This window comes from Microbacterium terregens, assembly GCF_039534975.1.
GTDB lineage: Bacteria > Actinomycetota > Actinomycetes > Actinomycetales > Microbacteriaceae > Microbacterium > Microbacterium terregens.
Window position 1 is genome coordinate 940,513 of sequence record NZ_BAAAWH010000001.1, and the last position, 25,704, is coordinate 966,216.

Consider the following 25,704-nt stretch of genomic DNA (forward strand, 5'->3'; position numbering starts at 1 on the left):
GCAGGTCGTTGCTCGCGAGAGTGCATGTTGCTGCTCGCGAGAGTGCGTGTTGTCGGCACGGGACTTGCCAGTTCAGCGCCGGGGACGTGCACTCTCGGCATCCGGGACATGCACTCTCGGCGTCGGGGACGTGCACTCTCGGCAGCGGGGCAGGCGGGGACATGCACCCTCGGCAGCGGGACGTGCACTCTCGGCAGCGGGGACGTGCACTCTGGGCAGCAGGGGGCAGCGAGGGGGAGCGGGGGTCAAGGACCGGGGGATGCCGCGGCCCGCCGCAACCGCAACTCCATCGCGACGTACAGGGCCAGGTAGCCCACGAACGCGATTCCCAGGAGCGCGAGAAACCCCGGGGTCGCCGGACGGTCCCAGTGCAGCGCGTCGCGGCCGGCGAACAGGGAGCATCCGATCGCGATCAGGCTCACGAGCTGCGCCTGGAACACGATCCGGAACGAGCTCCACCGGGCATCGCGCAGGAACCACAGCGAGACCACGCCCGGCAGCGACAGCACCGCGCCGAGCACCCGGGCGGTCAGCGGAGTCACGTCCCAGGCCCAGAACGGGATCACGAACGTCGGGATGACGAACAGCACGACGCCGGTCAGCAGCGACGCGACGCCGACGAGGATCAGCAGCACGCGCACCACCATCGGCACCCGGCTGTCGGGAATCTCGGGCTCCCCGTCATCGCGCCCGCGCTGCAGCCACATCAACCACGCGGTGACGAACGGCGTCGTGATGTACAGCACGAACCAGGTGTAGAACGACAGGTTCTGCGAGAACCGGTCCAGGTGCAGCAGCGTCGCGATCAGCAGCGCCGCGGTGAAGACGATCACCGGGGGAAACGCCACGACGACTCGGTGCCACCGGCGTGCGCGCACGATCCGCGCGAAGACCCAGATGCCGCCGACGTATGCCGAGGCCAGCAGATACGCCGTCAGCGGCGGGGTGATCGGCCACGCGAACAGCTCGCCGGTGCGGTCCGGAAACCCGAACAGCAGGATGACCGCGATGATCAGGAACGGCAGCAGGAGCAGCGCGACGATCCGCGTGATCCGCAGGACCCGGTCATCGCGCGTCCGCTCCGGACGCGCGCGTTCAGCGTCGGTCCGTGACACGAGCAAGGACCTCGGAGACGGGGAGGGTTGCGCCCTCTTGGATCGCGGCATCCAGAACCGGTCCCTGACCGGACTCGCGGAGTGCCTCGACGAGCGGGCCGGAGAAGGCGAGACCTCCGGGATTGACGAAGCCGATGTGCCGCCGCAGGCGCTGCGCGGCGCCAACCAGCAGCCCGGTCTGCTCGGCGTTGCGCTGCGCCGCGCGGATCGCCGCGAATCCCTCCAGCCCGTACACGATGCCTTCGTCGTGACGCATCGCCAGCGAGGTGTCCAGGGCCTCGGCGAAGTCCCGCTCGGCACCGTCGATGTCGCCGGCGAGGAACTTCGGCCAGCCGCGGTGGTGCTGCGCGATGACGACGCCCAGCATCTCTCCCGCCGACGAGGCCAGCGCGAGGCTCTCGTCGAATCGCGCGGCGGCGGCCGGGACATCCTGCGTCACCATGTCCATCCGTCCGAGCGCGACCAGGATCATCGCCTGCCCCCACCGGTCACCGGCGTCGCGGAACCCGGTGAGGCCCTGCTCGAGGGCTGCGCGACCGGACGCGAGGTCGGGACCGGTCGGGGCGGACAGGTACGCCAGGCCGATCGACACCCGCGTCAGGGCGGCGCTCGCCGGCTCACCGGACTTCTCGAACAGCTCGGCCGCGCGCGCCAACCCGGGCAGCACGTCGACGCCGGGATCCTGCCAGTACGTCACGGCGCGGGTGAAGTACAGCGCGATCGCCTCGGTGCGCGGGGTCAGCGCGATGCCGTCGCGCTCGGCCTGCTCCAGCAGCTCGGCCATCCAATCGCGGACGACCCCGAGCAGCCCTCCGATCCACACGTACATGTACAGCGACCACGCGAAGTCGGCCGCTTCGTCCAGGCGCGACGTGTCGAGCAGGTGACGCATGACTGCGCCGAGGTTCTCGGTCTCGGCATCCAATTCCCGGATCACGGCGAGCTGATCGGCGGTACGCATGCGCACGGACGCGTCGCGGGCGACGGACATGTAGTGCGCGACCCAGCGATCCCGCGCCGCGTCGACCGCCTCGACCGTCTCGGGAGCCTTCGCGCGCTCGCGCGCGAAGGCGCGGACCAGCGCCAGCATCCCGAACACCTGCAGGCCGTCGCGCTCGTGCTGCCAGAGCAGGCTCGTGTCGATCAGCGCCTCCATCGCCGCGACCGCTCCGTCGCCCTCATCATCGCTCGTGCCGAGGACGGCTTCGGCCGCGACGAAGCTGAACGGGCCGGAGAAGACCGAGAGCGACTCGAAGGCCGCGGTCGCCTCTTCATCGAGCAGCCGGACGCTCCACTCGATCGTGCTGCGCACGGCGCGCTGCCGTTCGGGCAGGTCGCGCGCGCCGCCGACGAGGAGGCTCAGTGCGGAATCCAGCCGCTTGAGGATCTCGCGCGGCGGCATCGTCCGCGTGCGCGCGGCGGCCAGTTCGATCGCGAGCGGCACGCCGTCCAGTGCCCTGACGATGCCGGCGACGGACGGCGCCTGATCGGGCGTCATCCGGAACGCGGGGTTGATCGCCATGGCCCGCTCGACGAACAGGGCGACGGCGCTGGCGTTGACGGCATCCGTCGGGGAAGCATCCGGATCGGGAAGGGTCAGCGGACCCAGTTCGAAGGTGCGCTCGGCCCGCACCCGCAGCGGGGACCGGCTGGTCACCAGCAGCTGCAGGGTCGGCAGCTCGGTGATGAGGCGGACCAGGTCGCCGGTGGCATCGAGCAGGTGCTCCATGTTGTCCACGACCAGCAGCATGTTCCGGCCGCCGAGCGCGGCGAGGAGCTTGGTGTCGACGCGTTCCTCACCGGTCTCGCGCACGCCGACGGACCGCGCGATCACGCTCAGCACCCGTTCGGGCGAGGTGAGCGTCTCGAGCATGACGAAGGCGACCTCGCGCCCGGTCGCCGCCACCGCACCGGCGACCTCGATCGCCAGGCGCGACTTGCCGATGCCGCCGGGGCCCACGATCGTGACCATACGCACGCCGGGGGAGTCGAGCATCTGGAGCAGCTGCTGCTGCTCGTCGACGCGTCCCACCAGCTTGGTGAAGGGCGCCGGGATGCCGCGCCCCGACTCCAGCTGCGCGGCCGCCGGCGCGGCTCGGGATGCGTCGAACCGGTCGGCGAGCAGGGTCGCCAGGTCGGCGACGATCAGCTGCGCGAGCTCGGCGGGCGTCTCGAAGGTGCGGTACGAGCTGGTGTCGTCGCTGCGGATGCGCCCGAGCAGCTCGGCCAGCTGCGGTTCGCGGTCGGGCGCGGGGCTCTTGATGTAGATGAGGTGGGGCAGGTCGCCCGAGAGCAGATACTCGTCCTCGAGGCCCGAGACCTGCTCGTCGTCGGCGGTCCACCCGTAGCTCTGCCAGTACAGCCCGACGAAGATGTCGCTCTGCGCGAGGTAGGCGCGGTACAGGGACCGGGGCGGGTGTGGCCGGGCCCCCAGTTCGAACATGACCGGGGCCAGATGAAGTGACTCGATCGCGGCACGGGCGGCCTCGCGTTCGGGCTCCAGTTCTCGGAGAGTGGAGCTCAGGAACACCCGGATGCGCTGGTCGGGCGTGCGGATCGACGACGCATGAGCGTCCATACGTGAAGTGTGGCGCAGGTGGGTCCGATGCGCCAGGGATGTGGCGGGTTGGGGGGCTGGGTTTTCGCGGGGGTGGGTCGGGGGCTTTCGGGGGGTTGGTTGTGCGGGGGGCTCGGGTCGGCTGGGGGCTCGGGTCAGGCGGAGGCTCGGTGTTGCTGGCGGCCCGGTGTTGCGGGCTCGGGTCAGCGGAGGTCGGTACTGCGGGGGGCTCGGGTCAGGCGGCCGGGGTGCTCCACGACAACGACTCGATGTATCGCAGCAGTACGCCCTCGCGCAGCGCCCACGGCGAGACTTCGAGTTCTTCCACGTTCAGCGCGGTCATCGCCGTGTGCAGGACGACGGCGGCCGCGACGATCTGGAACGTGCGGTCGGGGGTGATCCCCGGCAGCTCCTGCCGCGCGGACGCGGGGATGCGCGCCAGCCGCGGAATCCATGCGCCGAGCGCGGCGCGAGGCAACAGCATCCGCTCAATGCTGGACCAGCGACCCACCGGATACCCGGCGAGCTTCGCCAGCGACCGGATCGCCTTCGACGAGCCGACGAAGTGGTCGGGGCGCGGCTGCGCGCGGAACGTGTCGAGCTCGGGCGCGAGGACCTGCTTCGCGTGGTCCCGGAGGCGCTCGACCGCGGCTTCGCCGGGCGGGTCGTCGGGCAGGAACTGCACGGTCATGCGTCCCGCGCCCAGGAGGACGGATGCCGCGGCCGCGGGGACTTCCTCGGACCCCGCCGCGATCTCGAGCGAGCCGCCGCCGACGTCCAGGAGCAGGATCTGCCCGGCCGCCCAGCCGAACCAGCGCCGCACGGCGAGGTAGGTGAAGTGGGCCTCGGTCTCGCCGGCCAGCACCTGAAGCGGCTGGCCGAGCGCGGCCTCGATGCGGGCGATCACCGCGGCGCCGTTCTCGGCCTCGCGGACGGCGGAGGTCGCCGTGGCCAGCAGCTCGTCGACCCGCTCGGTCGCGGCGACCGCGCGGGCTTCGCGCACCGCCTGCTCGAGGGCGACGATGCCCTCTTCGGTGATGGAGCCGTCCGGGTCGAGGTACCGCATGAGCCGCAGAACCGTGCGCTGGCTGGTGGTCGCGAGCGGACGCCCTCCCGGTCGCACATCGGCAACGAGCAAGTGGACGGTGTTCGAGCCGATATCGAGAACTCCGAGGCGCACGGGGGAAAGCGTAGCGCGGCGCGGGGTCGTGTCCGCGCGGGTTCCCCCCGGCTGCCGAGAGTGCATGTTGCGGCTGCCGAGGGTGCGTGTTGCGGCTGCCGAGGGTGCATGTTGCGGCCGTCGAGGGTGCGTGTTGCGGCTGCCGAGGGTGCGTGTCGCGGCCGTTGAACCGTCCCCGGTTTGATGCCGTTTCCTTTCGAGTCTGGAAGGAAGATGTTGATCATGCCGAAGAGGATTCCGGAGGAGACGAAGCAGCGAGCGATCCGGCTTGTGCTCGATCACCTCGATGAGTACCCGAACCTGACGACTGCGTGCGAGGCGGTTTCGGCGAGGCTCGGGTTCGGGGCTGAGTCGCTGCGCCGCTGGGTGCGGCAGGCGCAGATCGACGGGGGCGAGCGCCAGGGGGTGTCCTCGAGTGAGTCGGAGCGGATGCGTCGGCTCGAGCGGGAGAACCGTGAGTTGCGTGAGGCGAACGCGATTCTGCGGGACGCGGCGGTTTTCTTCGCCGGGGAACTCGACCCCCGACGCCGTTGATCCTCGCGTTCATCGAGGATCAACGCGCCAAAGGCCGCTCGGTCGGGTCGATCTGCAAGGTTCTGCGGGAGCAGGGCGTGCCGGTCGCCGAGCGGACCTATCGGGCATGGAAACGCGCCCAGCCCAGCAACCGGGACCTCGCGGACGCGGTCATCATCGACGCGATCCGAGCCGCCCGGGTGAACGCGAAGGGCGAGCTGACGCCGGAGTCGATGTATGGGCGACGGAAGATGACCGCGCTGCTGCGCCGGCAAGACCTCGCCGTGTCGAAGCGGCAAGTTGACCGACTGATGCGACAGCTGCAGATCAACGGCCTCGTGCGGGGCAAGGGCGTGCGGACCACCATCCCGGACCGTAACGCCGCGAGGGCGCCTGACCTACTGGACCGCGATTTCACCGCCGCCGCGCCGAACCGGCAGTGGGTCGCTGACTTCACGTATGTGCGGACGTGGGCCGGGTTCGTCTATGTGTCGTTCGTGATCGACTGCTACTCGAGGGCGGTCGTCGGCTGGCATGCCGCGACCGTGAAGACGACACCGCTGGTGACCACCGCGCTGCGGATGGGACTGTGGCGCCGTGACCGTGCCGGGCACGGAGTGAAGGACGGGCTGATCCATCACAGCGACGCCGGCTCACAGTTCACGAGCGTGTCGTTCGCCGAGACGCTCGCCCTCGAGGGCATCGCCGCGTCGATCGGATCGATCGGTGACGCATACGACAACGCCCTGGCCGAATCGACCATCGGGCTGTTCAAGAACGAGGCGATCCGCGACGGCTCCCCGTTCCGATCCGGGCCGCTGCGCACGATCGACGACGTCGAATGGGTCACCACCGACTGGGTCGACTGGTACAACGCGAGACGCCTGCACTCGACCATCGGAGACGTCCCGCCCGAAGAGCTCGAGGCCGCGTACTACGCTGACCTCGAAACGCCATCCCATCCGGTGATGGAACCCGCATAGGAGCGGCACAGAACCGGGGACGGTTCAACCTGCACCCTCGCGAACAACGACCCGCACTCTCGGCAGCAGGGACATGCACTCTCGGCGAGCCGGGACGCACACGCGCGCGAGCCGGGACGCACACGCGCGCGAGCCGAGCACAGGACACCTATGGATACGATGTTCCAGATGCCCGCCGACGACACCGCCCCCGGAACGACCACCTCTGTCTCGAGCCCTGAGACGCCGGGCGGCTTCTCGCTCTACCGCGAGATCGACCGCGGGGACTGGTCGCGACTGGCCGCGGGAACGCCGCAGCCGCTGTCCGAGACCGAGATCGTGCAGATCCGCGGCATCGGCGACATGCTCGACATGGCCGAAGTGCGCGAGGTCTACCTGCCGCTCAGCCGCCTGCTGAGCCTGTACGCGAACGCGACCAAGCGCCTCGGCGCGGACACGAGCACGTTCCTCGGCGAGCCGGACACGACGACGCCGTTCGTCGTGGCCGTCGCCGGATCCGTCGCCGTCGGCAAGTCCACCATCGCCCGCCTGCTGCGCGAACTGATGAGCCGCTGGCCGGGCACTCCGCGGGTCGAGCTCGTCACCACCGACGGGTTCCTCTACCCCAACGCCGAGCTGAAGCGTCGCGGCCTGATGGAGCGCAAGGGCTTTCCGGAGTCGTACGACCGCCGCGCCCTCGTGAGCTTCCTCACCGATGTGAAGAGCGGGGCGCCCGAGGCGCGTGCCCCGTTCTACTCGCACATGCGCTACGACATCGTGCCGGACGCCCACGTCACCGTGCGGCGCCCCGACGTCGTCATCGTCGAGGGACTGAACGTGCTGCAGCCCTCACCCTCGCCGAGTGACATCGCGGTGAGCGAGCTGTTCGACTTCTCGATCTACGTGGATGCCGAGACCGACCACATCGCGTCCTGGTTCGTGGATCGGTTCCTGGCGCTGCGCCGCAGCGCGTTCTCGAACCCCAGTTCCTTCTTCAACGTCTTCTCGCACCTGTCCGACGATCAGGCCGTGCAGACGGCGCTCGGGTTCTGGAACGAGATCAACCTGCCGAACCTCGAGGAGAACGTGCTGCCCACCAAGCATCAGGCGACGCTGGTGCTCGAGAAGGGCGCGCGGCACACGGTCCAGCGGGTACTGCTGCGCAAGCTGTGAAAGAACAGCCGAATCAGGATGCCGCGCTCAGGATGCCGTCCACCTCGACGTAGCGCTCGCCGGTGTCCGGGCACACCCACGCACCGGCCTCGGCCACGAGCGGTTTGCCCGCCCGGCCCACCCATCCGATCCGACGGGCGGGGACTCCGACGACGAGCGCGTAGTCGGGCACGTCCTTGGTGACCACCGCACCGGCCGCCACCAGCGCCCACGCCCCGACCCGCACCGGGGCGACGCATACCGCGCGGGCGCCGATCGAGGCACCGTCGCCGATCTCGACGCCGACCGGGTGCCAATCCGCGGCGCTCTTGACCGTGAGATCCGGGTTCGCCGCGCGCGGGAACTCATCGTTCGTCAGCACCGCCGCCGGGCCGATGAACACCCCATCGCCGAGCACCGCCGGCTCGTAGACCAGCGCGTAGTTCTGCAGTTTGCAGGCGTTGCCGATGGTGACTCCGGGTCCGATGTAGGCACCGCGACCGACGTTGCAGTCCGCGCCCAGAACGGCTCCTTCGCGCACCTGGGCGAGGTGCCACACGCGCGTTCCCGCGCCGAGCGTGGCGGAGTCGGCCACGTCGGCGGACGCGGCGGCGAAGGGGGCACGCGGGTCGGTCATCGGCATCCCTTCTCTGAAAGACGGTCGGCGGACGTTGCTGCTCCGCGACCGCATAACGCTATACTGCACCCGGGGATATTCGACGGCTGCGCTTTCTGGGGATCGCGTGGGGGGTCGTCGGGTAGATAACACCTGCTGGGGCAGGTGGTTCCATGGCGCTGTCGAACGGAGCCATGGGCAGTCTGGGGAAAAATGGGGATTGGGGAATCCGTCGTTCTCAAGGGGACGACGACGTCGACGGCACGGGTCGTGCCCGCCGCGTACTCGCGCGCCGCTTACACGCGCGCCGCGACGACGTGCACTCTCGCGAGCGGGGACATGCACTCTCGCGAGCGGGGACGTGCGCTCTCGCGAGCGGAGGCACGCGAACGCGCCGCCGCGACGACGTGCACTGTCGCGGCCGGGGACGTGCACTCTCGCGAGCGGGGACATGCACTCTCGCGAGCCGGGGACGGCGATCCGATCGCGTGCCGGACAGCATCCGTCGCGGTCGTCGGCGCGAGCTCGCGCATCTGGGGAGATAACGGGGAAGTCGGGGAATCGTGGACCACAGGATGAACATCGCTGTCGTGGGGGCCGGCTATTGGGGGCCGAACCTCGCACGCAACTTCCGTACGAACGCGGCATGGAATCTGGCCGCGATCTGCGACCTCGACATCGAGCGCGCACGCGCCGTCGCCGAGTCGGTCGGCGGGGCTCCGGTCACCGACTCCCTGAGCGACGTGCTGAACGATCCGCTCATCGACGCGGTCGCCATCGCCACCCCGGCGCGCACGCATCACGCGATCGTGATGGCGGCGCTGGAGGCGGGCAAGCACGTGATCGTCGAGAAGCCGCTCGCCGACAGCCGGACGGCGGGCCTGGAGATGGTCGAACGCGCCAGCGAGCTGCGCCTGGTCCTGATGGCCGACCACACCTACTGCTACACGCCCGCCGTGCTGAAGATCCGCGAACTGATCGCCGAGGGCTTCCTCGGCGACGTGCTGTTCGTCGACAGCGTGCGCATCAACCTCGGGCTCATCCAGCCCGACGTGGACGTGTTCTGGGACCTCGCCCCGCACGACCTGTCGATCATGGACTTCGTGCTGCCCGGCGGCCTGGACGTGACCAGCGTCTCCGCGCACGGCGCCGACCCGCTCCGCACCGGCAAGTCGTGCGTCGGCTACCTGGCGATGCCGCTGGTCGGCGGGGCGATGGCGCACGTGCACGTCAACTGGCTCAGCCCGACGAAGATCCGGCAGATGGTGATCGGCGGCACGAAGCGCACCCTGGTGTGGGACGACCTGAACCCGCAGCAGCGGGTCAGCGTCTACGACCGCGGCGTCGACATCGCCGAGGTCTCCAAAGCCACCGCGAGCGACGCCCGCGCGGCGAACATCTCCTACCGCCTCGGCGACACATGGGCGCCGGCCCTGCACGAGGGCGAGGCGCTCGCCGGTGTCGTCACCGAGTTCGCCGCCGCCATCCACGAGGGCCGCACCGCGCGCACCAGCGGCGGCGCCGGGCTGCGCGTCCTGTCGGTGCTCGAGGCCGCGACGGGCAGCATCAAGGCCGGCGGTGCCCCGCAGTCGATGGCCACGGCATCCATGAAGCTGGAGGTGGCCCGATGACGACTCTCGAAGGCGCGGACATCCTCGTCACCGGCGGCGCGGGAACGGTCGGATCGACACTGGTCGATCAGCTGCTGGATGCCGGCGTCGCGCACGTCGACGTGCTGGACAACCTGGTGCGCGGGCGCGTCGGCAACCTGGAGGGCGCGCTCGCGTCCGGCCGGGTGACGCTCGTGGACGGCGACATCCGCAACGCGAAGCTGGTCGATGACCTCACGGCGGGCAAGGACGTCGTGTACCACCAGGCGGCGATCCGCATCACGCAGTGCGCCGAGGAGCCCCGGCTCGCCCTCGAGGTGCTGGTGGACGGCACCTTCAACGTCGTCGAGTCGGCGGCCAAGCATCGCGTGGGAAAGCTCATCGCCGCCTCGAGCGCCTCGGTGTTCGGCCTCGCGGAGGAGTTCCCGACTCCGGAACGCCACCACCACCACAACAACGACACCCTGTACGGCGCGGCGAAGTCCTTCAACGAGGGGCTGATCCGCAGCTTCCGCGCGATGCAGGGGCTGGACTACGTGATCCTGCGGTACTTCAACGTGTACGGCCCTCGCATGGACGTGCACGGCCTGTACACCGAGGTGCTGGTGCGCTGGATGGAGCGCATCGCCGATGGCAAGCCACCGCTCATCTTCGGCGACGGCAGGCAGACGATGGATTTCATCTGCGTCCCCGACATCGCCCGAGCCAATGTGCTCGCGGCACGAAGCGGCACCGTTGACGGCGATTACAACATCGCGAGTGGCACCGAAACCAGCTTGCTGGAACTTGCGGAGGCACTGCTGCGCGTGATGGGGTCCGAGCTTGGAGTCGAGCACGGACCTGAACGCGCCGTCAACGGTGTCCCCCGGCGGCTCGCCGACACGCGCGCCGCCCAGCGGGACCTCGGCTTCGAGGCCACGATCGGCATCGACGAGGGGCTGCGGATGCTCGTGGACTGGTGGCGGCCGCTGCGCGAACAGATCGCCGCCGGCCGGCTGGTGCGCGCGTGAGCGACCGTATCAACGTCATGGTCCCGTGGCTGGGCCAGGAGGAGGCGGATGCCGTCGCCGACGCGATCGCCAGCGGATGGGTCGCGCAGGGACCACGTGTGCTGCGGTTCGAGCAGGAGTTCGCCGCCGCGATGCAGGCGCCCTACGCCGTGGCGACGACCAGCTGCACCACCGCGCTGCACCTCGCGCTGCTCGTCGCCGGAGTCGGACCGGGCGACGAAGTGATCGTGCCGTCGTTCTCGTTCATCGCGACCACCAACGCCGTCCGCTACGTCGGGGCGAACCCTGTGTTCGCGGACGTGGATCCGACGACCGGCAACCTCACGGGTGCCACCGTGGCGGACGTGCTCACCTCGGCCACGAAGGCCGTCATCGCCGTCGACCAGGGCGGGGTCCCGGTCGACCTGGACGACATCCGCGCGGTGACCGACCCGGAGGGCGTCCTCGTGGTGGAGGATGCCGCGTGCGGGGCGGGATCCACGTATAAGGGCCGCCCGGTGGGGGCGGGGGCGGACATCGTGGCGTGGTCGTTCCATCCGCGCAAGCTGCTCACGACCGGGGAGGGCGGCATGATCACCACCCGGCGCGAGGGGTGGGCCGCCCGGGCCCGGCACCTGCGCGAGCACGCGATGAGCGTCTCGGCCGCCGACCGGCACCTCGCGGTGCTGCCGGCCGCCGAGGAGTACACCGAGATGGGCTTCAACTTCCGGATGACCGACCTGCAGGCCGCCGTCGGGATCGTGCAGCTGGGCCGCCTGCCCGAGATCGTGGCGCGCCGGCGTGCGATCGCCGAGACGTATCAGCGTGCGATCGCGGACATCCCCGGTCTGCGCGCGGTGACCGACCCCGTCTACGGCACCGGCAACTATCAGTCCTTCTGGGTCGAGGTGCAGCCGGAGTATCCGACCAACCGGGACGGGCTGCTCGAGGCGCTCGCCCACGCGGACATCTCCGCGCGGCGGGGCATCATGGCCTCGCACCGCCAGGCGCCGTATCGCGGCCTCACACCGCCGCAGGGACTGCCGGTGACCGAACGGCTGCACGATCGCACGCTGATCCTGCCGGTGTATCACGCGCTGTCCGGGGCCGACCAGGATCGGGTGATCGCGGTCCTGCGCGAGGTGGGGGGCACGGGAACGTGAGCGAGGGAGTGCTGCTCGTGGGGGCGAGCGGACTGGCGCGGGAGGTTCTAACCGCCGGAATGGTCGGAGTCACCGGCATCCTGGACGACGACCTGGATCTGCAGGGCACCGAGATCGCCGGCGTGCCGGTGGTCGGGCTGACCGGCGATGCGACCCGGCGCGACGAGCAGCTGCTCGTCTGCATCGGGCCCAGCGCGAGCCGTCGCACAGTGGTGCGGCGACTGCTGAAGTTCGGCGTGCCCGAGCAGCGCTTCGCGACCTACGTGGCGCGCTCCGCGCGGATCGGGCTCAGCAGCACCGTCGGGATCGGCAGCATCGTGCTGGACGGCGTGGTCGTCACCGCCGACGCGGCCATCGGCCGCCACGTCGTGGTGATGCCGAACTGCACGATCGCCCACGACGGGATTCTCGACGACTTCGCGACCCTCGCCGCGGGCGTCGCGCTCGGCGGATCCGTGCACATTCGCGAAGCGGCATATATCGGGATGAACGCGTCGATCCGGCAGGGCCTGCAGGTCGGAGGGTCGGCGACGGTGGGGATGGGCGCGGCGGTGCTCGAGGACATCCCGGCCGATCAGACCTGGGCCGGTGTGCCCGCGCGGCGGCTGGAGGACGCGCGATGACGCCCGTGCCGTTCCTGGATCTGGCCGCGCAGCAGGCCGAGATCGTCGACGAGGTGCTGCCGGTGTGGCGCGCGCAGCTCGAGTCCGCGAGCTTCATCGGCGGCGCCGAGGTCGAGGCCTTCGAGCGCGAGTTCGCCGACTACATCGGCGTGACCCACGTCGTCGGCGTCTCCAACGGCACCGACGCGCTCGAGCTGGCCTATCGCGCGGTCGGCATCGGCCCGGGGGATGAGGTGCTCGTCCCGGCGAACACGTTCATCGCCACCGCCGAGGCGCTCTCCCGCATCGGCGCGGTACCGGTCTTCGTCGACGTCGACGACGAGTACCTGCTGATGGATGCCGATGCCGTCGAGGCTGCGATCACCGCACGCACCCGCGCGATCGTCCCCGTGCACCTGTTCGGCCAGACCGCGCCGATGGATCTGCTCCGGCCGATCGCGCAGCGCCACGACCTGGTGCTGATCGAAGACGCCGCCCAGGCGCAGGGCGCGGCCTCGACGGCGGGACGCGCGGGCGCGCTGGCGCGCGTCGCGGCGACGAGCTTCTACCCCGGCAAGAACCTCGGTGCGGCCGGGGATGCCGGTGCGGTGCTGACCGATGACGCCGAGGTCGCGGCGCTCGTGCGCACCCTCGCGGCGCACGGCAGCTCGGTCAAATACGTGCACGACCACGTCGGCGTCAACGCACGTCTCGACGCCGTTCAGGCCGCGGTGCTGCGATCCAAGCTGCGCCGCCTGGAGCGGTGGAATCAAGCCCGCCGCGCCGCGGCGGGTCGGTACGCGGAGCTCCTGCGCGAGAGCGACGTGCGGATCCCGACGGTCCGGCCGGGGAACGTCGACGTCTGGCACCTTTACGTGGTGCGCGTCGATGATCGCGACCGTGTTCTGGCTGAGCTCGCCGCGGCGGGCATCGGCACCGGCATCCACTATCCGACGCCGGTGCCCCTGACCGAGGCGTACGCGTCGCTCGGCTACCGCCGCGGGCAGTTCCCGGTCGCCGAGGCGGCCGCCGACAGCATCCTGTCCCTGCCGATGTTCCCGCACCTGACCGAGGGTCAGCAGGACAGGGTCGCCGAGACACTGGTGCACGCGGCCGCCCGGTACGCACCCGCGGGCAGCTGACATGGACACCCTCGACCGGCTGGTGGTGACAGGAGACGTGCGCGCGTGGCCGGGCCCGAAGCCGCGCATGGCGTTCTTCCGCATGGCCGACCCCGCGCTGCCGGAGTTCATCGCGGGCCACGCGCGCGACCATGTCCGGTGCCTGGAGCAGTTCTTCGACGTGTCCGTCATCGACGCGAACGCCGACTACGACGAGGTGGTCGATCGCCTGCGGCCGGACCTGACGCTGTTCGAATCGGGGGTGTACGCGCGGCGCGGCCGCGCCATCGCGAATACCCACCGTCACCCGGAGATCCCCAAGGTGGGGCTGCTGAACGCCGATGGATACTGTCCGACCCGGTCGGTGTTCCTCGCCGACATGGATGACTGGGGAGTGGACACGTTCTTCGCGATCGCGGTCTCGGCCGTCGGCTACACCCCCGACATCGCCGACCGGACATACGCCTGGCCGAACTTCGCCGACCGGAAGATCTTCCACCCCTACCCGGGCGGCAAGACGCAATCGATCCTGCTGAGCGGGAGCCGGGAGAGCAACTACCCGTGGCGGGTGCGGGTCGACCGGGTGCTGCGCGAGCGGTTCCCGGTGCGGAGCATGCCGCACACGGGGTGGTTCGACCGCTCCGCGGCCACCGCGATGTCGTCGGGGGAGTCCTATGCGCGCGCGCTCAGCTCGGCGTTGATCGTGCCGACGTGCGGGACGATCGCCGAGGAGCTCGTGCGCAAGCACCTCGAGATTCCGGCCTCGGGCGCGCTGCTGCTGACCGAGCGCACACCCGCGGTGGAGGCCGCCGGGTACGTCGACATGGTGAACTGCGTGTTCGCGGACGACGCGGATGTCGCGGACAAGGTGGAGTACCTGCTGGAGCGCCTCGACGTCCTGGCCGACATCACCGCCGCCGGCACCCGGCTCGCGCATGATCGGCACTCGATCGAGAACCGGGACCAGCTCCGCCAGTGGTACGAGCTGCGCAAGAGCGCACCGGGGCAGCAGATCACCCAGCCCGATCCGTTCGGGCTCCTCACCGTCAACGCCGCCGGTGATGCCGAGTCGGTGAGTATCGTCACCCGTCCCGGCGTGGATCGACGCCTGCTGGCGTCGGCGGTGGCGTCGATCACGGCCGGGCGTCCCGGCGAGGCGGCCGATCGATTTGGACAGGTGCTGAACTTCCACTTCGAGCCCGAGGCGGCCCTCGGGTTCGCGCGCAGCGCGCTGCACCTGGGACGACCGGATCTGGCCCGGGCGCTGCTGGAGCACTCCACCGCGATCGTCGTCCGCGGACACGGGGCCTCGCATGCGGATCCGGTCGAGTGGGCCTGGCTGGCTCGCGTCGCGCTCTGCCAGGGAGACCTCGAGCGCGCGCGAGAAGCCGCAGCCGCCTACCCGCAGGTGCGTCATCCGGAGCTGGATCGCATGCGAGCCGTCGTCGCCCACCTGGTCGGTGCCTCCGTCTCGCCGGCCGACCGACCGCGGCACCGGAGCGTCCATGCCGGCTATGGCGCGGAGGCGTGGGAGGTGTGGCGGGCCGACCTGGTCCAGGACCTGCTCGCCTGCCGGCGCCCGGCCACCGCGTCGCAGGTTGGAACGATGCCGGACCCGTCGGCGGCCGCGCCGCTGCCCGCCGGGCCCGCGGAACCGACCCCCACCGCGTCGCGCGTCCATCGCGCGGTGCGCTCCACCCGGCGCCTGCTCGGACGGGTCGCGCGCCGTGCGCGACGGGAACTCGCATCGCTGACCGGACGCGAAACCGGTCCCGACCGCTCTTCGATGTTCCAGATCCTCGGCGGGCGTCGGCTGGACACCGTCCTTCTCCTGATGGTCGCGGACGACACCGCACGGCGGCTGCAGTCCCTCGTCGCACGCGACCCGTCGTCGCTGGAGATCGTCCGCCTGGGCTCGGCGGTGCGCTCTGCGGACCCCGATCGATTCGTCCCGTGGGGACTTCGATCCGGCGTCGAGGGTTCGGTGCTGCGCTCCCTCCCGCTGTGGGGCACCTCGATGGTCGTCGCCACGCGAGCGGGCGCGGCGTACCTCCGCGTCCCGGACCTGGCGAACACGGACGTGGTGGTTCTCATCGACGACGACGCACCCGAATCCGCGTTCGAGCGGTCGGCGCGAACCGGCGCGGCCTGGGTTCCGGCCGGAGCGGAGACGACGGATCGCTGGAACGAAGCGCTCCCCGGCATCCGGATCACGGCGTGGGAACGCTCCGCGGCATCCGATTCGCGGGGGAGCGTGTGACATGACGGAGTCAGAGCCCACCCTCCGCTCGCGGGCGACCCGCGGTGCGGCGTGGAGCGGGCTCAGCACGATCGTCCTCCGGCTCGGCGGGCTCGTGGTGGGCATCGTCCTGGCGCGCATCCTGACCCCCGAGCAGTTCGGCGTGTACGCGGTCGCGCTCACGGTCCAGTCGATCCTGATCACGGTCGCAGATCTCGGTCTGTCGGCCGACCTGATCAGATCCGACAAGCCCGAACGGATCGCGCCGACGGTCGCCAGTCTCGGCCTGCTCAGCGGGGCGGTCATGACGGCGATCACGGTGGCGTCGAGCACCGCGATCGCGGAGCTCCTCGGCAGCCCCGCAGCCGGGCCGGCCATCGCGGTGCTCTCCTTCACGCTGGTGCTGGCGGGAGCCACCGTCGTCCCGTACGCCATGCTGCAGCGCCGCTTCCAGCAGCGGGAGATGTTCTTCGTCGGGGTGGCCGACTTCGTCGTCTCGACCACCGTGACCCTCGTGCTGGTGGCGATGGGGCTCGGCGTGCTGGGCCTGGCGATCGGGCGGGTGAGCGCACAGATCGTATCGTCCGCGATGCAGTTCCGATTCGCGCGCGTCGTTCCGAAGTACCGGATCGATCGTGCCGTCGTCCGTCCGGTGCTGGCCTTCGGCCTGCCCATCGCGGCCGCCAACCTGCTCTCCTGGGCGTTGCTGAACGTCGACAACATCGTGCTCGTGCGCGTCGCGGGCGCGACGGCCCTCGGCTACTACGTCCTCGCCTTCAACATCTCGAGCTGGCCGATGAGCGCGTTGTCGCAGGTCGTGCGCTCCATCTCGCTGCCCTACTTCTCGCGCACGGGAAACGGGAGCGAAGGGCTCTCGTCCGTCGTCGCAGTCGCGTGGGCGGCGGCTCTTCCGGCCGGCGCCGTGCTGGCCGCGCTGAGCGCCCCGCTGATCGAAGTCGTCTACGGGGAGAAATGGCTCCCCGCCGCGCCGGTCCTGGCCGCGCTCGGCCTCTACGGAAGCCTCCGGGTCGTGTTCGACATCTTCGCGGGCTTCCTCTACGCTCGCGGGCTGTCCCGACCGGTGCTGTGGGTGCAGATCGTGTGGCTGGTCGTCCTCGTGGTCGGCATGATCTTCGCCACGCAGGCATTCGGCATCGTCGGTGCCGGGTGGGTGCACGTGGTCGTCGCCGTCGTGGTGATCCTGCCGGCGTACGCCATCGCCCTGAGGACGGCCGGGGTGCGGTTCCGCACGATCCTGGCGGCGGCGTGGTGGCCGACCGTCGCCGCGATCCCGGCGGTCGGCGTCGCGCTCGCCGCGCGCGTGTTCCTCAGCGACCCGGTGTTCGCCGTGCTGGTCGGGGGCTTCGGCGCGGTCATCGTCTACCTGCTCGTGGGCTGGCCGTGGCTGCGCGCTCATGTGCGGGCGGTCCGCGGCGGCCGGCGGACGGAGGTGTCGGATGCTGGATGAGCGATCGGTGACCGCGGTGCCGGTGTCCGGGACCTGGCAGGACTACGCCGAAGCCCACGCCCTGTCGGGCCGTGCGCTGCGCCTGCTGGCGCTCGCCACGCCGCCGCTGCCCAGACCGGTCGCCCGCACCCGCGCGCCCCGACTCACGCCTCGGGAGCGGCCCGTGATCTCGGTCGTCATCCCCTGCTACAACTACGCCCGGTATCTGCCGGATGCCGTCGGCAGCGTCGTGGCGCAGCAGGACGTCGATGTCGAGGTCATCATCGTCGACGACGTCTCCACGGACGACAGCCTCCGGGTGGCGCGCGGCCTCGCGGCGGCGCACCCCAACGTGCGGGTTCTGGCCAGCGAGCAGAACGGGGGGCACGTCCGCGCCTTCAACGCCGGATGGCAGGTCGCGTCCGGCGCGTACATCGTGAAACTGGATGCCGATGACCTTCTCGCCGCGGGGGCGCTGGCCCGCGCGGCCGCCCTCTTCGAAGCGCATCCGAACGTCGGCCTGGTCTACGGCCACCCTCGGCACTTCGACGGTGCACTACCGGCCGGCCGGGTGCGCGAGGTGCGCTGGACGGTGTGGGCCGGACGGGATTGGCTGGCGGAACGCTGCCGCCTGGGGGTCAGCGCGATCACGAATCCCGAGATGGTGCTGCGCTCGGCCGTGCTGGTGGAGCTGGGGCCGATGGACCCGGCGCTCCCGTACGCCCCCGACATGGAGATCGCGATGCGCGTCGCCGCGGTCAGCGACGTCGGGTGGATCGGCGGAGCCGACCAGGCGCTGCACCGGGAACACGGCGCAAGCATGAGCGCGACGGACGGCTCCGGCACCCTGGTCGATCTCATCGCCCGTGCGGGGGCTTTCGCCAGCGTGTTCCGGCGGGTCGGGGGGCGGCTTCCCGAGGCCGCGCGCCTAGGGGACGAAGCGCGCCGCGCCCTGGCCCGTGATGCGCTGCGGTTCGCGTCCGCCGCGCTCGACCGGGGGCGACCGAAAGAGGACTACGCCGACCTCCTCGACTTCGCGGCGGGCGTGTGGCCGCCGGCGACGGAGTGGGGCACGTTCCGGCGGGTCGCGCGCGCAACCCCGCCGTCGCGGGCCGCGCGGCTCGCGGTGCTCGCACGGAGGGCCGGGCGGCGCACCCGCGACCGGCTGTACTACGCGCGGTGGGTGGTCTCCGGTGCCTAGGACGGTTTCTGAAGAGAGTGGCGGGCCATGGGCAGGGTGAAGGCGGTGATGACGACAGCACGACGCGCCCGCGACGTCGGGCCGCGCGGCGTCGCGCAGCGGGTCGCGTGGCGCGCGTACCGCGCGACCGGGGCGGCGGACCTCTTCTTCCAGATCGCCGACGAGGACCTGCTCGCCCGCGTCCCGGAAGAGCTGCCGACACCGCTCGTCCGCCCCCGCCGTGGGCGTCCGCTGACCATCGGCTGGGTCTCCACGGCACCGGCCCCCGGTTCGGGCGGTCACACGACGCTGTTCCGGATGGTGGAGGCGCTGGAGGCGAACGGCCATCGGTGCGTCCTGTACTTCTACGACCGGCACGGGCTGGACGTCGCCGCGCTGGCCGCCGTCGTCCGCGAGCACTGGCCGACCGTGCGCGCGGAAGTCAGAGACGTGCGCGCCGGCATCCGTGGCCTGGATGCCGTCGTCGCCTCGGGGTGGGAATCCGCCCACCTGATCGTTCGATACGGCGATACGCCGATGCGGCGGCTGTACTTCATCCAGGACTACGAGCCGCACTTCTACGGCCACGGCGCCGAGCACGAGTTCGCGGCGATGACCTACCGGCTGCCATTCCGCCGGATCGCCCTGGGGGACATGCTGGACGGCATGATCCGTCAGCACACCGGCCTGGCATCGGACGTCGTCCCGTTCGGCTGCGATTCGGCGGCCTACCGACTGCCGTCCCCGCAGCCGGACCGCCGCGGGGTCGTCTTCTACTCGCGCCCCGACTACGCCCGTCGCGGGTACCAGCTGGCACGCGTCGCGCTGACCCACTTCCACCGCCTGCACCCCGATCAGGAGATCCACGTCTACGGGGCACCACCCCGGGGACTGGACGTCCCGCATGCGTTCCACGGCCGCCTCACGACCGCGGAGCTGAACGACCTCTACGGCCGGACCGTCGCGGGGCTGGCGATGTCCTTCACGAACATCACGCTCGTCGCCGAGGAGATGCTCGCCGCCGGGAACATCCCGGTGGTCAACGACATGCCGCTCGCGCACCGGGTGCTGCCCAATCCGCACGTGCGGTGGTCCGAGCCCACCGCGGGCGGCCTCGCCGCCGCGCTCAGCGCGGCCGTGACGGCACCCGACATCGACGCGAACGCGATTGCCGCAGCCGCATCGGTCCGCGGGCGATCCTGGCAACCCACCCGTGACGCGGTCACCCGGATCATCGAGGACGAGGTGTACGGACCGTGACCGCGCTGCGCTGGAACGTCCACCACCTGCTCGCCCAGGCCGCCGCGGCGACGCCGGATGCGCCGGCGCTGACGTACAAGAGCGACACCGCCGCCTACGCCGATGTGTGGCGTGCGGTGACCTCGGTCGCCGTGCACCTCCGCGAGCTGGGTCTGGCGCGCGGGGACCGCGTCGCGGTCTACCTCGAGAAGCGGATCGAGACCGTCGTGGCCCTGTTCGCGGCATCCGCTGCGGGCGGGGTGTTCGTGCCGATCAACGCCGTCCTCAAATCCGCCCAGGTCGGCCACATCCTGAGCGACAGCGGGTCGCGCATCCTGATCACCTCCGCGGACCGGCTGGGTCAGCTCGGCGAGCTGCTGCCGCACACCGCGGTCGAGCACGTGATCGTGATCGGCGCCGCGGACGAGAGCGACCTCGCAGCCGGTTTCCATCCCTGGCGGGGATCGGCCGATACGGCGCACGACCCCGTCGCACCGGCGGCGATCGATCTGGACCCCGCCGCGATCCTGTACACCTCGGGCAGCACCGGCAGACCGAAGGGTGTGGTGCTCAGCCACCGCAACCTGCTCGTCGGCGCCGAGAGCGTGAGCGGCTACCTCGAGAACACCGGCGACGACGTCATCCTCAGCGTGCTGCCGTTGAGCTTCGACGCCGGACTGAGCCAGGTCACCACGGCGTTCGCGGTCGGCGCGCACGTCATCCTGATGAACTACCTCCTCCCGCGCGAGGTGCCGAAGCTCTGCGCGCAGCACGGGGTGACCGGGATCACGGCGGTCCCCCCGCTCTGGCTGCAGATCGCGGACGTTCCGTGGCCCGACGCGGCGGTGCAACGCCTGCGCTACTTCGCCAACACAGGGGGACGGATGCCGCGGGCCACACTCGATCGGCTGCGCGCGACCTTTCCCGGGGCCGACCCGTACCTGATGTACGGCCTCACCGAGGCGTTCCGCTCCACGTATCTCGATCCGGCCGAAGTCGATCGTCGACCGGACTCGATCGGCAAGGCCATTCCGAACGCCGAGGTCCTCGTGCTGCGGCCCGATGGCACCCGCTGCGACCCGGGGGAGCCGGGCGAGCTCGTGCACCGGGGAGCACTGGTGGCGCTGGGCTACTGGAACGACCCGGTGCGCACCGCCGAGCGGTACCGCCTCGTCCACCATCCCGATCAGGAGTGGCGCGCCCCCGAGATGGCGGTGTGGTCCGGTGACACCGTCGTGGCCGACGACGACGGGTTCCTCTACTTCGTCGGACGCGCCGACGACATGATCAAGACGTCGGGGTACCGGGTCAGCCCGACCGAGATCGAGGAGGCGGCGTACAGCACCGGCCTGGTTCGGGATGCTGTCGCCGTGGGTCTGCCGGACGCGGCCCTGGGCCAGAGGATCGTTCTGATCGCCACACCCACGCAACCCGAACTCGACGTTCCCGCCCTGACCGCCGCCCTCCGCCGGCTCCTGCCGCTGTACATGGTCCCGTCCCGCATCGAGGTCCGTGAAGAGCTGCCCCGCTCGCCGAACGGCAAGTTCGATCGCACCCTTCTGAAGGCCGAGGTATCAGCGTGACACCCCACGACCACGTCGCCGCGTTCGGCGCGACCGACGGCGAACTGCGGGTGGGCGGTCTGCCGCTCAGCCGGCTGGCCGCCCGCGTCGGGTCCACGCCCTTCTTCGCCTACGACCGCGGTCTGCTCGACGCGCGGGTGGACACGCTGCGCGCCGCCCTGCCCGCGCGCCTCGAGCTGAGCTATGCGATGAAGGCCAACCCGATGCCCGCCGTCGTGCAGCACCTCGCCCGACGCGTCGACCGGATCGATGTGGCCTCGGGCCTGGAGATGCAGGCGGCGCTGGATACCGCCATGCGCCCGGACCGGGTGAGCTTCGCCGGTCCCGGCAAGACACCGGCCGAGATCCGCTCGGCGGTCGCGGCGGGCGTCCTGCTCGAGATCGAGTCGACGACCGAGCTGTCGCGCGTCGTCGCCGCGGGCGACGACCTCGGCCTGACCCCGACGATCGCCCTCCGCGTCAATCCCGACTTCGCTGTCAAGGGCTCGGGGATGCGCATGGGCGGCGGACCCCAGCAGTTCGGCATCGACGCCGAAGACGTTCCCGCGGTCCTGCGCGAGATCGCCGCGACCGGTGTGGACGTGCTCGGCTTCCACGTCTTCGCGGGTTCGCAGAACCTCCACGCGGCGATCATCGCCGAGGCGCAGAGCCGCACCGTCGACCTGGTCAGCGCGCTCGCCGACCACCTCGACCGACCGGTGCGCTATCTGAACCTGGGCGGAGGATTCGGCATCCCGTACACCGAGAAGGACCAGCCGCTGGACCTGGACGCGGTCGCCGCCGGGCTGCACGAGCTGGTCGACGGGCCGATCGCCGCGCGCTTCCCCGAAGCGAGCGCTGTGCTCGAGCTCGGACGCTACCTCGTCGGCGAATGCGGGATCTACGTCACCCGGGTGCTGGACCGCAAAGTCTCCCGCGGCAAGACCTACCTGGTGGTCGACGGGGGGATGCACCACCAGCTGGCAGCCTCGGGGAACTTCGGCCAGGCGATCCGCCGCAACTACCCGGTGGTGGTCGGCAATCGCGTGGACACGGCCTCGGGCGAGGCCGTCACCGTGGTGGGATGCCTGTGCACGCCGCTGGACCTGCTCGGCGATGACATCGCGCTGCCGCCGGCCGAGATCGACGATCTCATCGTGATCTTCCAGGCGGGAGCCTACGGGCTCACCGCCAGTCCCACCGCCTTTCTGGGGCACGCCCCGCCCGCCGAAGTCCTCGTCTGAGACCGAAGGAGACCGACATGACCGAAACCCTGGATGCTGTGCGCACTGTTCTCGTCGAGGCGCTGGAACTGCCGCAGCAGCCCGACGAACTGAGTGCAGACACGGCGCTGTTCGGCGCGCTCCCGGAGCTGGATTCGTTCGGCGTCGTGGCCCTCGTCGCCGCGATCGAGGAGCGTTTCGACATCACGATCGACGACGACGAGTTCGGCGCAGAGCTGTTCGACACCGTCGGCTCGCTCACCGCGTTCGTGGACGCGAAGCGGGCGTCGGCGGTGCGATGAACTCCGCCGCCCTCGCCGGCTTCCTCGCCACCACGGCGCGCCCCGTCCCACCGGGCGCGCCCGGTGGGACGCGTGCCACCGGTGGCCCCGTGCAGCTGGATCACCGGGGGTTGCGTTCCACCGCGGGCTCGAACGCGGTACTGGCGGTCTCGCGGGTGGTGCGGCGGGCGGACGGAAACGTGACGGACCGCGAGGTCGCCGAACTGATGCGCGCTGATCCGCACGCCCTCACCCGGCTTCTGCCCCCGTTCGGGGCTGTCGGCGTCGACGAGGGCGGCGTGTCGATGGTCGCGGATTCGCTGGGGTTCCAGCACCTGTTCCACACCGAGACCGGGAGTGCCGGGAGCGCGGTGCTGTCCAGCTCCGCGCTGCAGGCCGGGTGGGCCGCGTCCGCGCCGCTGGATCGCACGGCCGTCGGGATCCAGTCGCTGCTCGGCTGGCAGATGGGACAGCGCACGCTGTTCGACGGCATCCGCAAGCTCGACCCGGGCGCGGTCGCCCGCCTCGGCGAGGACGGGGTGGCGGTCTCCGCATCACGTGCGCGCGCGACAGCCCCGATCGAGCTCACCGACGCGGTGCACGAGGCAGCCGCGCTCCTGCGGGTGTCCCTCAACGCCCTGCTCGACGATCACCCCGAGGCGGTGCTCCAGCTCACCGGCGGCATGGACTCGCGGCTGCTGCTCAGCGCGATTCCCGAACGCCGGCGGCGTGGGCTCCGGGCGATGACGCTGGAGGTGCCGGGGACGGGAGACGTCGCGCGGGCGCGGGCGATCACGGCGCGCTACGGCATCCACCATTCCGTGCACGGGCTCACCGACGTCGCTGCGGTCACCGCCGCCCAGGCGTGGGAGCTGTGCCGCGCCGACGCCATCCGCCTGGACGGCATGGCCGACCCGGTCGCGCTCGCGGCGCAGCGGATCGCCGAGCGCGACTTCGACCAGGGCGTGCGGATCTCGGGGCTGGGCGGCGAGATCGCGCGGGGCTTCTACTACGTCGGGCGGACCCGGGACCGGCCGTACACCCGGAAGGATGCCGAGCAGCTGGCGGCATGGCGGATGTTCGTGAACGAGGCGGTCGAACCGGGCCTGCTCACGGACGAGTTCAGCACGCAGGCGCGAGAGGCCGCCAACCGGGCGGTCTACGACGCGCTGCGCGCCGGCGGGGACGAGTGGTTCCGGGCGGCCGATGAGCTGTACGTCGGCCATCGCATGCAGCGCTGGGCGGGCGCCACGGACGTGGCCGTGTCCGACCAGCGCGTGGTCATCAATCCCATGCTCGACCCGGGTTTCCTCGACATCGCCGCGCGACTGCGACCGCAGGACAAGGCGCACGCCCGATTCCTCGGTGCGCTGCAGATGGAACTGGATCCCGAGCTCGGCGTGATGCCCCTCGATGGACGCCCGCCGCCGTCGGCGTACGCGAACCCGGTGCCCTGGCAGCCGGCGCTGGACGCGGTGCGCACCGGTCGCCGGGCAGCGCGCAAGGCTCTGCAGCGGCTGCGTCGAGGCAACCGCCCGCCGGCCGGCGGATCGATCATGGCGGCGAAGGTCGTCGCGCACTGGCGGGAGAACCCCGGGCTGCTGGATCCCGTCAATGGACTGGACTTCGTGCGCGCCGACTGGGTGGAGGCGGTGCTCGCGGGACGCGTCGAACCGCGTCCGAGCTCGGTCGCGTTCGTGACCAACCTGATCGTGGTCAGTTCGCCCGACCCCGGGTAGAGCCCACCGCGGGCGCGGCGATCTCTTCGTACAGCCGGTTCACGCGCTCGAGGCGGTGCGCCCAGAGGTGGGTGCGGGCGGCGCGTTCGCGCGCGGCATCCCCCATGCGCTGTCGGAGATCCGGATCCTCGACGAGTGTGCGGATCGCCGCGGCGACGTCGGCTGCCAGCTGGGCGGGGGAGTCCGCGTCGAGCCGGAACGCGCAGGAGTCGTCGACGTTCGCGCCGGGCCCGCCGCGGCGGCAGACGATGAGGGGAAGCCCGTACGCCATCGCCTCGAGGCTGACATTCCCGCCGGGCTCCCGATAGCTCGGGAAGACGAAGACGTCGGCGCGCTCGTAGAAACCGTCCACGTCGTCACGCGGGACCTTGCCGTGGAAGGCGACCCGCGCGCTCAGACCGAGCTCGGCGACGAGGGCCTCGCACGCCGCACGGTCGTTGCCGTCGCCGACGACATCGAGGGTCACGTTCAGATCCCGCGTGCGACCGAGGGCCGTGACGACGTCGCGGAGCCCCTTGGTGCGCACGATCCTGCCCACGAAGAGGAGTCGCACCGGGCCATCGCGTCGGGAGCGATCCACCGGTGCGGGAACGGAGTGGACGGCCGTCTCGCTCATGATCTCGAACTGCCGCAGCCGGAGCCCGCTGAGGAAATCCTGCACGTACGGGGCTACGCCGATCACGCACGCGGCCGACTCGTACGTGCGTCGCAGCAGCGGATCGCGTCGGATCCGCCAGGCGTCGAGGGCGCGCAGCCGTTGCCACCACGGCGTCGCTCCCTCCTCCTCGGTGAACGCCGGCGGCGAGTCGAGGCTGCCGCCCACCGGGCCGATGAGGAGAGGGATGCCCAGCCCCGCCGCCGGCGACGGGTAGCGCATCGCGACCGGTACCGGCTGATGGGCGACGTCGAACTGCTCACCCGCAGCCTGTCGCCGCCGGATCCATCGCTGCGCACGGACGTAGAAGGGCAGGTACCCGGGCTGCATCAGGCTGTTGAGCCGCTCGAATCGGCCCACGCCGGGCGGCTCCTCCCACTCGATGACGCGAACGCCGGGCAGCTGCTGCGCGGAGGGCGTATGGCCGCGCTTGAAGGTCGTCAACAGGGTGAGGTCGTGCTCCTCCGAGAGCATCCGCGCCCACTGGAAGGCGACCCACGCTTCTCCGATGTCCTCGCCGTCGCACGCCGGTGCGATCATCAGGACTTTCATGCCGGTC

20 protein-coding genes are annotated in these 25,704 nt (G+C 71.0%); 15 read left to right on the top strand and 5 right to left on the bottom strand.

Features of this window, described 5'->3' with window-relative positions:
* Nucleotides 1–245 precede the first annotated feature (245 nt).
* From ABD655_RS04295 to ABD655_RS04305, 3 genes are all read right to left on the bottom strand, one after another.
* On the bottom strand, nt 246–1,115 hold the full coding sequence (locus ABD655_RS04295) for a hypothetical protein (RefSeq protein ID WP_344711863.1): 870 nt from the start codon (nt 1,113–1,115) through the stop codon (nt 246–248).
* Nucleotides 1,096–3,693 carry an ATP-binding protein gene (locus tag ABD655_RS04300; protein ID WP_344711864.1) on the bottom strand — a complete coding sequence of 866 codons (2,598 nt, stop codon included), beginning with the start codon at nt 3,691–3,693 and terminating at the stop codon, nt 1,096–1,098. The genes ABD655_RS04295 and ABD655_RS04300 overlap by 20 nt, the downstream gene beginning before the upstream one ends.
* Nucleotides 3,694–3,907: 214 nt before the next feature.
* Nucleotides 3,908–4,852 (bottom strand): Ppx/GppA phosphatase family protein, encoded by a 945-nt coding sequence (locus ABD655_RS04305; RefSeq protein WP_344711865.1) that lies wholly within the window; start codon nt 4,850–4,852, stop codon nt 3,908–3,910.
* A gap of 222 nt (nt 4,853–5,074) precedes the next feature.
* On the opposite strand from ABD655_RS04305, the gene ABD655_RS04310 reads away from it, so the two are divergent.
* Together ABD655_RS04310 and coaA are read left to right on the top strand one after the other, a co-directional pair.
* Nucleotides 5,075–6,348 (top strand): IS3 family transposase gene (locus ABD655_RS04310; protein WP_344711794.1). Its coding sequence is split into 2 segments (ribosomal slippage): nt 5,075–5,345 and nt 5,345–6,348, totalling 1,275 coding nucleotides; the frame shifts between segments, so codons are not numbered across the junction.
* 168 nt (nt 6,349–6,516) lie between these two features.
* Nucleotides 6,517–7,500, top strand: a complete 984-nt coding sequence (gene coaA / locus ABD655_RS04315; RefSeq protein WP_344711866.1) for a type I pantothenate kinase — start codon at nt 6,517–6,519, stop codon at nt 7,498–7,500.
* A gap of 13 nt (nt 7,501–7,513) precedes the next feature.
* Here the strand turns inward: coaA and ABD655_RS04320 are convergent, their stop codons facing one another.
* Nucleotides 7,514–8,116 (bottom strand): acyltransferase, encoded by a 603-nt coding sequence (locus ABD655_RS04320; RefSeq protein ID WP_344711867.1) that lies wholly within the window; start codon nt 8,114–8,116, stop codon nt 7,514–7,516.
* A gap of 554 nt (nt 8,117–8,670) precedes the next feature.
* On the opposite strand from ABD655_RS04320, the gene ABD655_RS04325 reads away from it, so the two are divergent.
* From ABD655_RS04325 to ABD655_RS04385, 13 genes are read left to right on the top strand one after another with little or no spacing between them, the layout of a single operon-like run.
* Entirely contained in the window at nt 8,671–9,726 is a 1,056-nt protein-coding gene (locus ABD655_RS04325) for a Gfo/Idh/MocA family protein (protein WP_344711868.1), read from the top strand.
* Nucleotides 9,723–10,715 (top strand): NAD-dependent epimerase/dehydratase family protein, encoded by a 993-nt coding sequence (locus ABD655_RS04330; protein ID WP_344711869.1) that lies wholly within the window; start codon nt 9,723–9,725, stop codon nt 10,713–10,715. Before ABD655_RS04325 ends, ABD655_RS04330 begins: the two co-directional genes overlap by 4 nt.
* Nucleotides 10,716–10,732: 17 nt before the next feature.
* Nucleotides 10,733–11,857: a DegT/DnrJ/EryC1/StrS family aminotransferase gene (locus tag ABD655_RS04335; RefSeq protein WP_344715668.1), complete on the top strand. Its 1,125-nt coding sequence runs from the start codon at nt 10,733–10,735 to the stop codon at nt 11,855–11,857.
* Nucleotides 11,854–12,480 carry a NeuD/PglB/VioB family sugar acetyltransferase gene (locus tag ABD655_RS04340; protein WP_344711870.1) on the top strand — a complete coding sequence of 209 codons (627 nt, stop codon included), beginning with the start codon at nt 11,854–11,856 and terminating at the stop codon, nt 12,478–12,480. Before ABD655_RS04335 ends, ABD655_RS04340 begins: the two co-directional genes overlap by 4 nt.
* A complete protein-coding gene (locus ABD655_RS04345) occupies nt 12,477–13,601 on the top strand; it encodes a DegT/DnrJ/EryC1/StrS family aminotransferase (protein WP_344711871.1) in 1,125 nt (374 codons plus the stop codon). The genes ABD655_RS04340 and ABD655_RS04345 overlap by 4 nt, the downstream gene beginning before the upstream one ends.
* 1 nt (nt 13,602) lies before the next feature.
* Nucleotides 13,603–15,840, top strand: a complete 2,238-nt coding sequence (locus ABD655_RS04350; protein WP_344711872.1) for a glycosyltransferase family protein — start codon at nt 13,603–13,605, stop codon at nt 15,838–15,840.
* Between the two features lies 1 nt (nt 15,841).
* Complete coding sequence (locus tag ABD655_RS04355; RefSeq protein ID WP_344711874.1) at nt 15,842–17,287, top strand: oligosaccharide flippase family protein; 1,446 nt, start codon at nt 15,842–15,844, stop codon at nt 17,285–17,287.
* The gene (locus tag ABD655_RS04360; protein ID WP_344711876.1) at nt 17,277–18,467 is read left to right on the top strand and encodes a glycosyltransferase family 2 protein; all 1,191 of its coding nucleotides are present in this window, start codon (nt 17,277–17,279) and stop codon (nt 18,465–18,467) included. Before ABD655_RS04355 ends, ABD655_RS04360 begins: the two co-directional genes overlap by 11 nt.
* A gap of 27 nt (nt 18,468–18,494) precedes the next feature.
* Nucleotides 18,495–19,706: a rhamnosyltransferase WsaF family glycosyltransferase gene (locus ABD655_RS04365; RefSeq protein WP_344711878.1), complete on the top strand. Its 1,212-nt coding sequence runs from the start codon at nt 18,495–18,497 to the stop codon at nt 19,704–19,706.
* Nucleotides 19,703–21,268, top strand: a complete 1,566-nt coding sequence (locus ABD655_RS04370; RefSeq protein ID WP_344711880.1) for an acyl-CoA ligase (AMP-forming), exosortase A system-associated — start codon at nt 19,703–19,705, stop codon at nt 21,266–21,268. The genes ABD655_RS04365 and ABD655_RS04370 overlap by 4 nt, the downstream gene beginning before the upstream one ends.
* Nucleotides 21,265–22,491 (top strand): pyridoxal-dependent decarboxylase, exosortase A system-associated, encoded by a 1,227-nt coding sequence (locus ABD655_RS04375; RefSeq protein ID WP_344711881.1) that lies wholly within the window; start codon nt 21,265–21,267, stop codon nt 22,489–22,491. The genes ABD655_RS04370 and ABD655_RS04375 overlap by 4 nt, the downstream gene beginning before the upstream one ends.
* A gap of 17 nt (nt 22,492–22,508) precedes the next feature.
* The gene (locus tag ABD655_RS04380) at nt 22,509–22,772 is read left to right on the top strand and encodes an acyl carrier protein (RefSeq protein WP_344711882.1); all 264 of its coding nucleotides are present in this window, start codon (nt 22,509–22,511) and stop codon (nt 22,770–22,772) included.
* Nucleotides 22,769–24,490, top strand: a complete 1,722-nt coding sequence (locus ABD655_RS04385; RefSeq protein WP_344711883.1) for a hypothetical protein — start codon at nt 22,769–22,771, stop codon at nt 24,488–24,490. The genes ABD655_RS04380 and ABD655_RS04385 overlap by 4 nt, the downstream gene beginning before the upstream one ends.
* On the opposite strand, the gene ABD655_RS04390 is transcribed toward ABD655_RS04385, so the two are convergent.
* The gene (locus ABD655_RS04390; protein ID WP_344711885.1) at nt 24,468–25,697 is read right to left on the bottom strand and encodes a glycosyltransferase family 4 protein; all 1,230 of its coding nucleotides are present in this window, start codon (nt 25,695–25,697) and stop codon (nt 24,468–24,470) included. The genes ABD655_RS04385 and ABD655_RS04390 overlap by 23 nt on opposite strands.
* Nucleotides 25,698–25,704 lie beyond the last annotated feature (7 nt).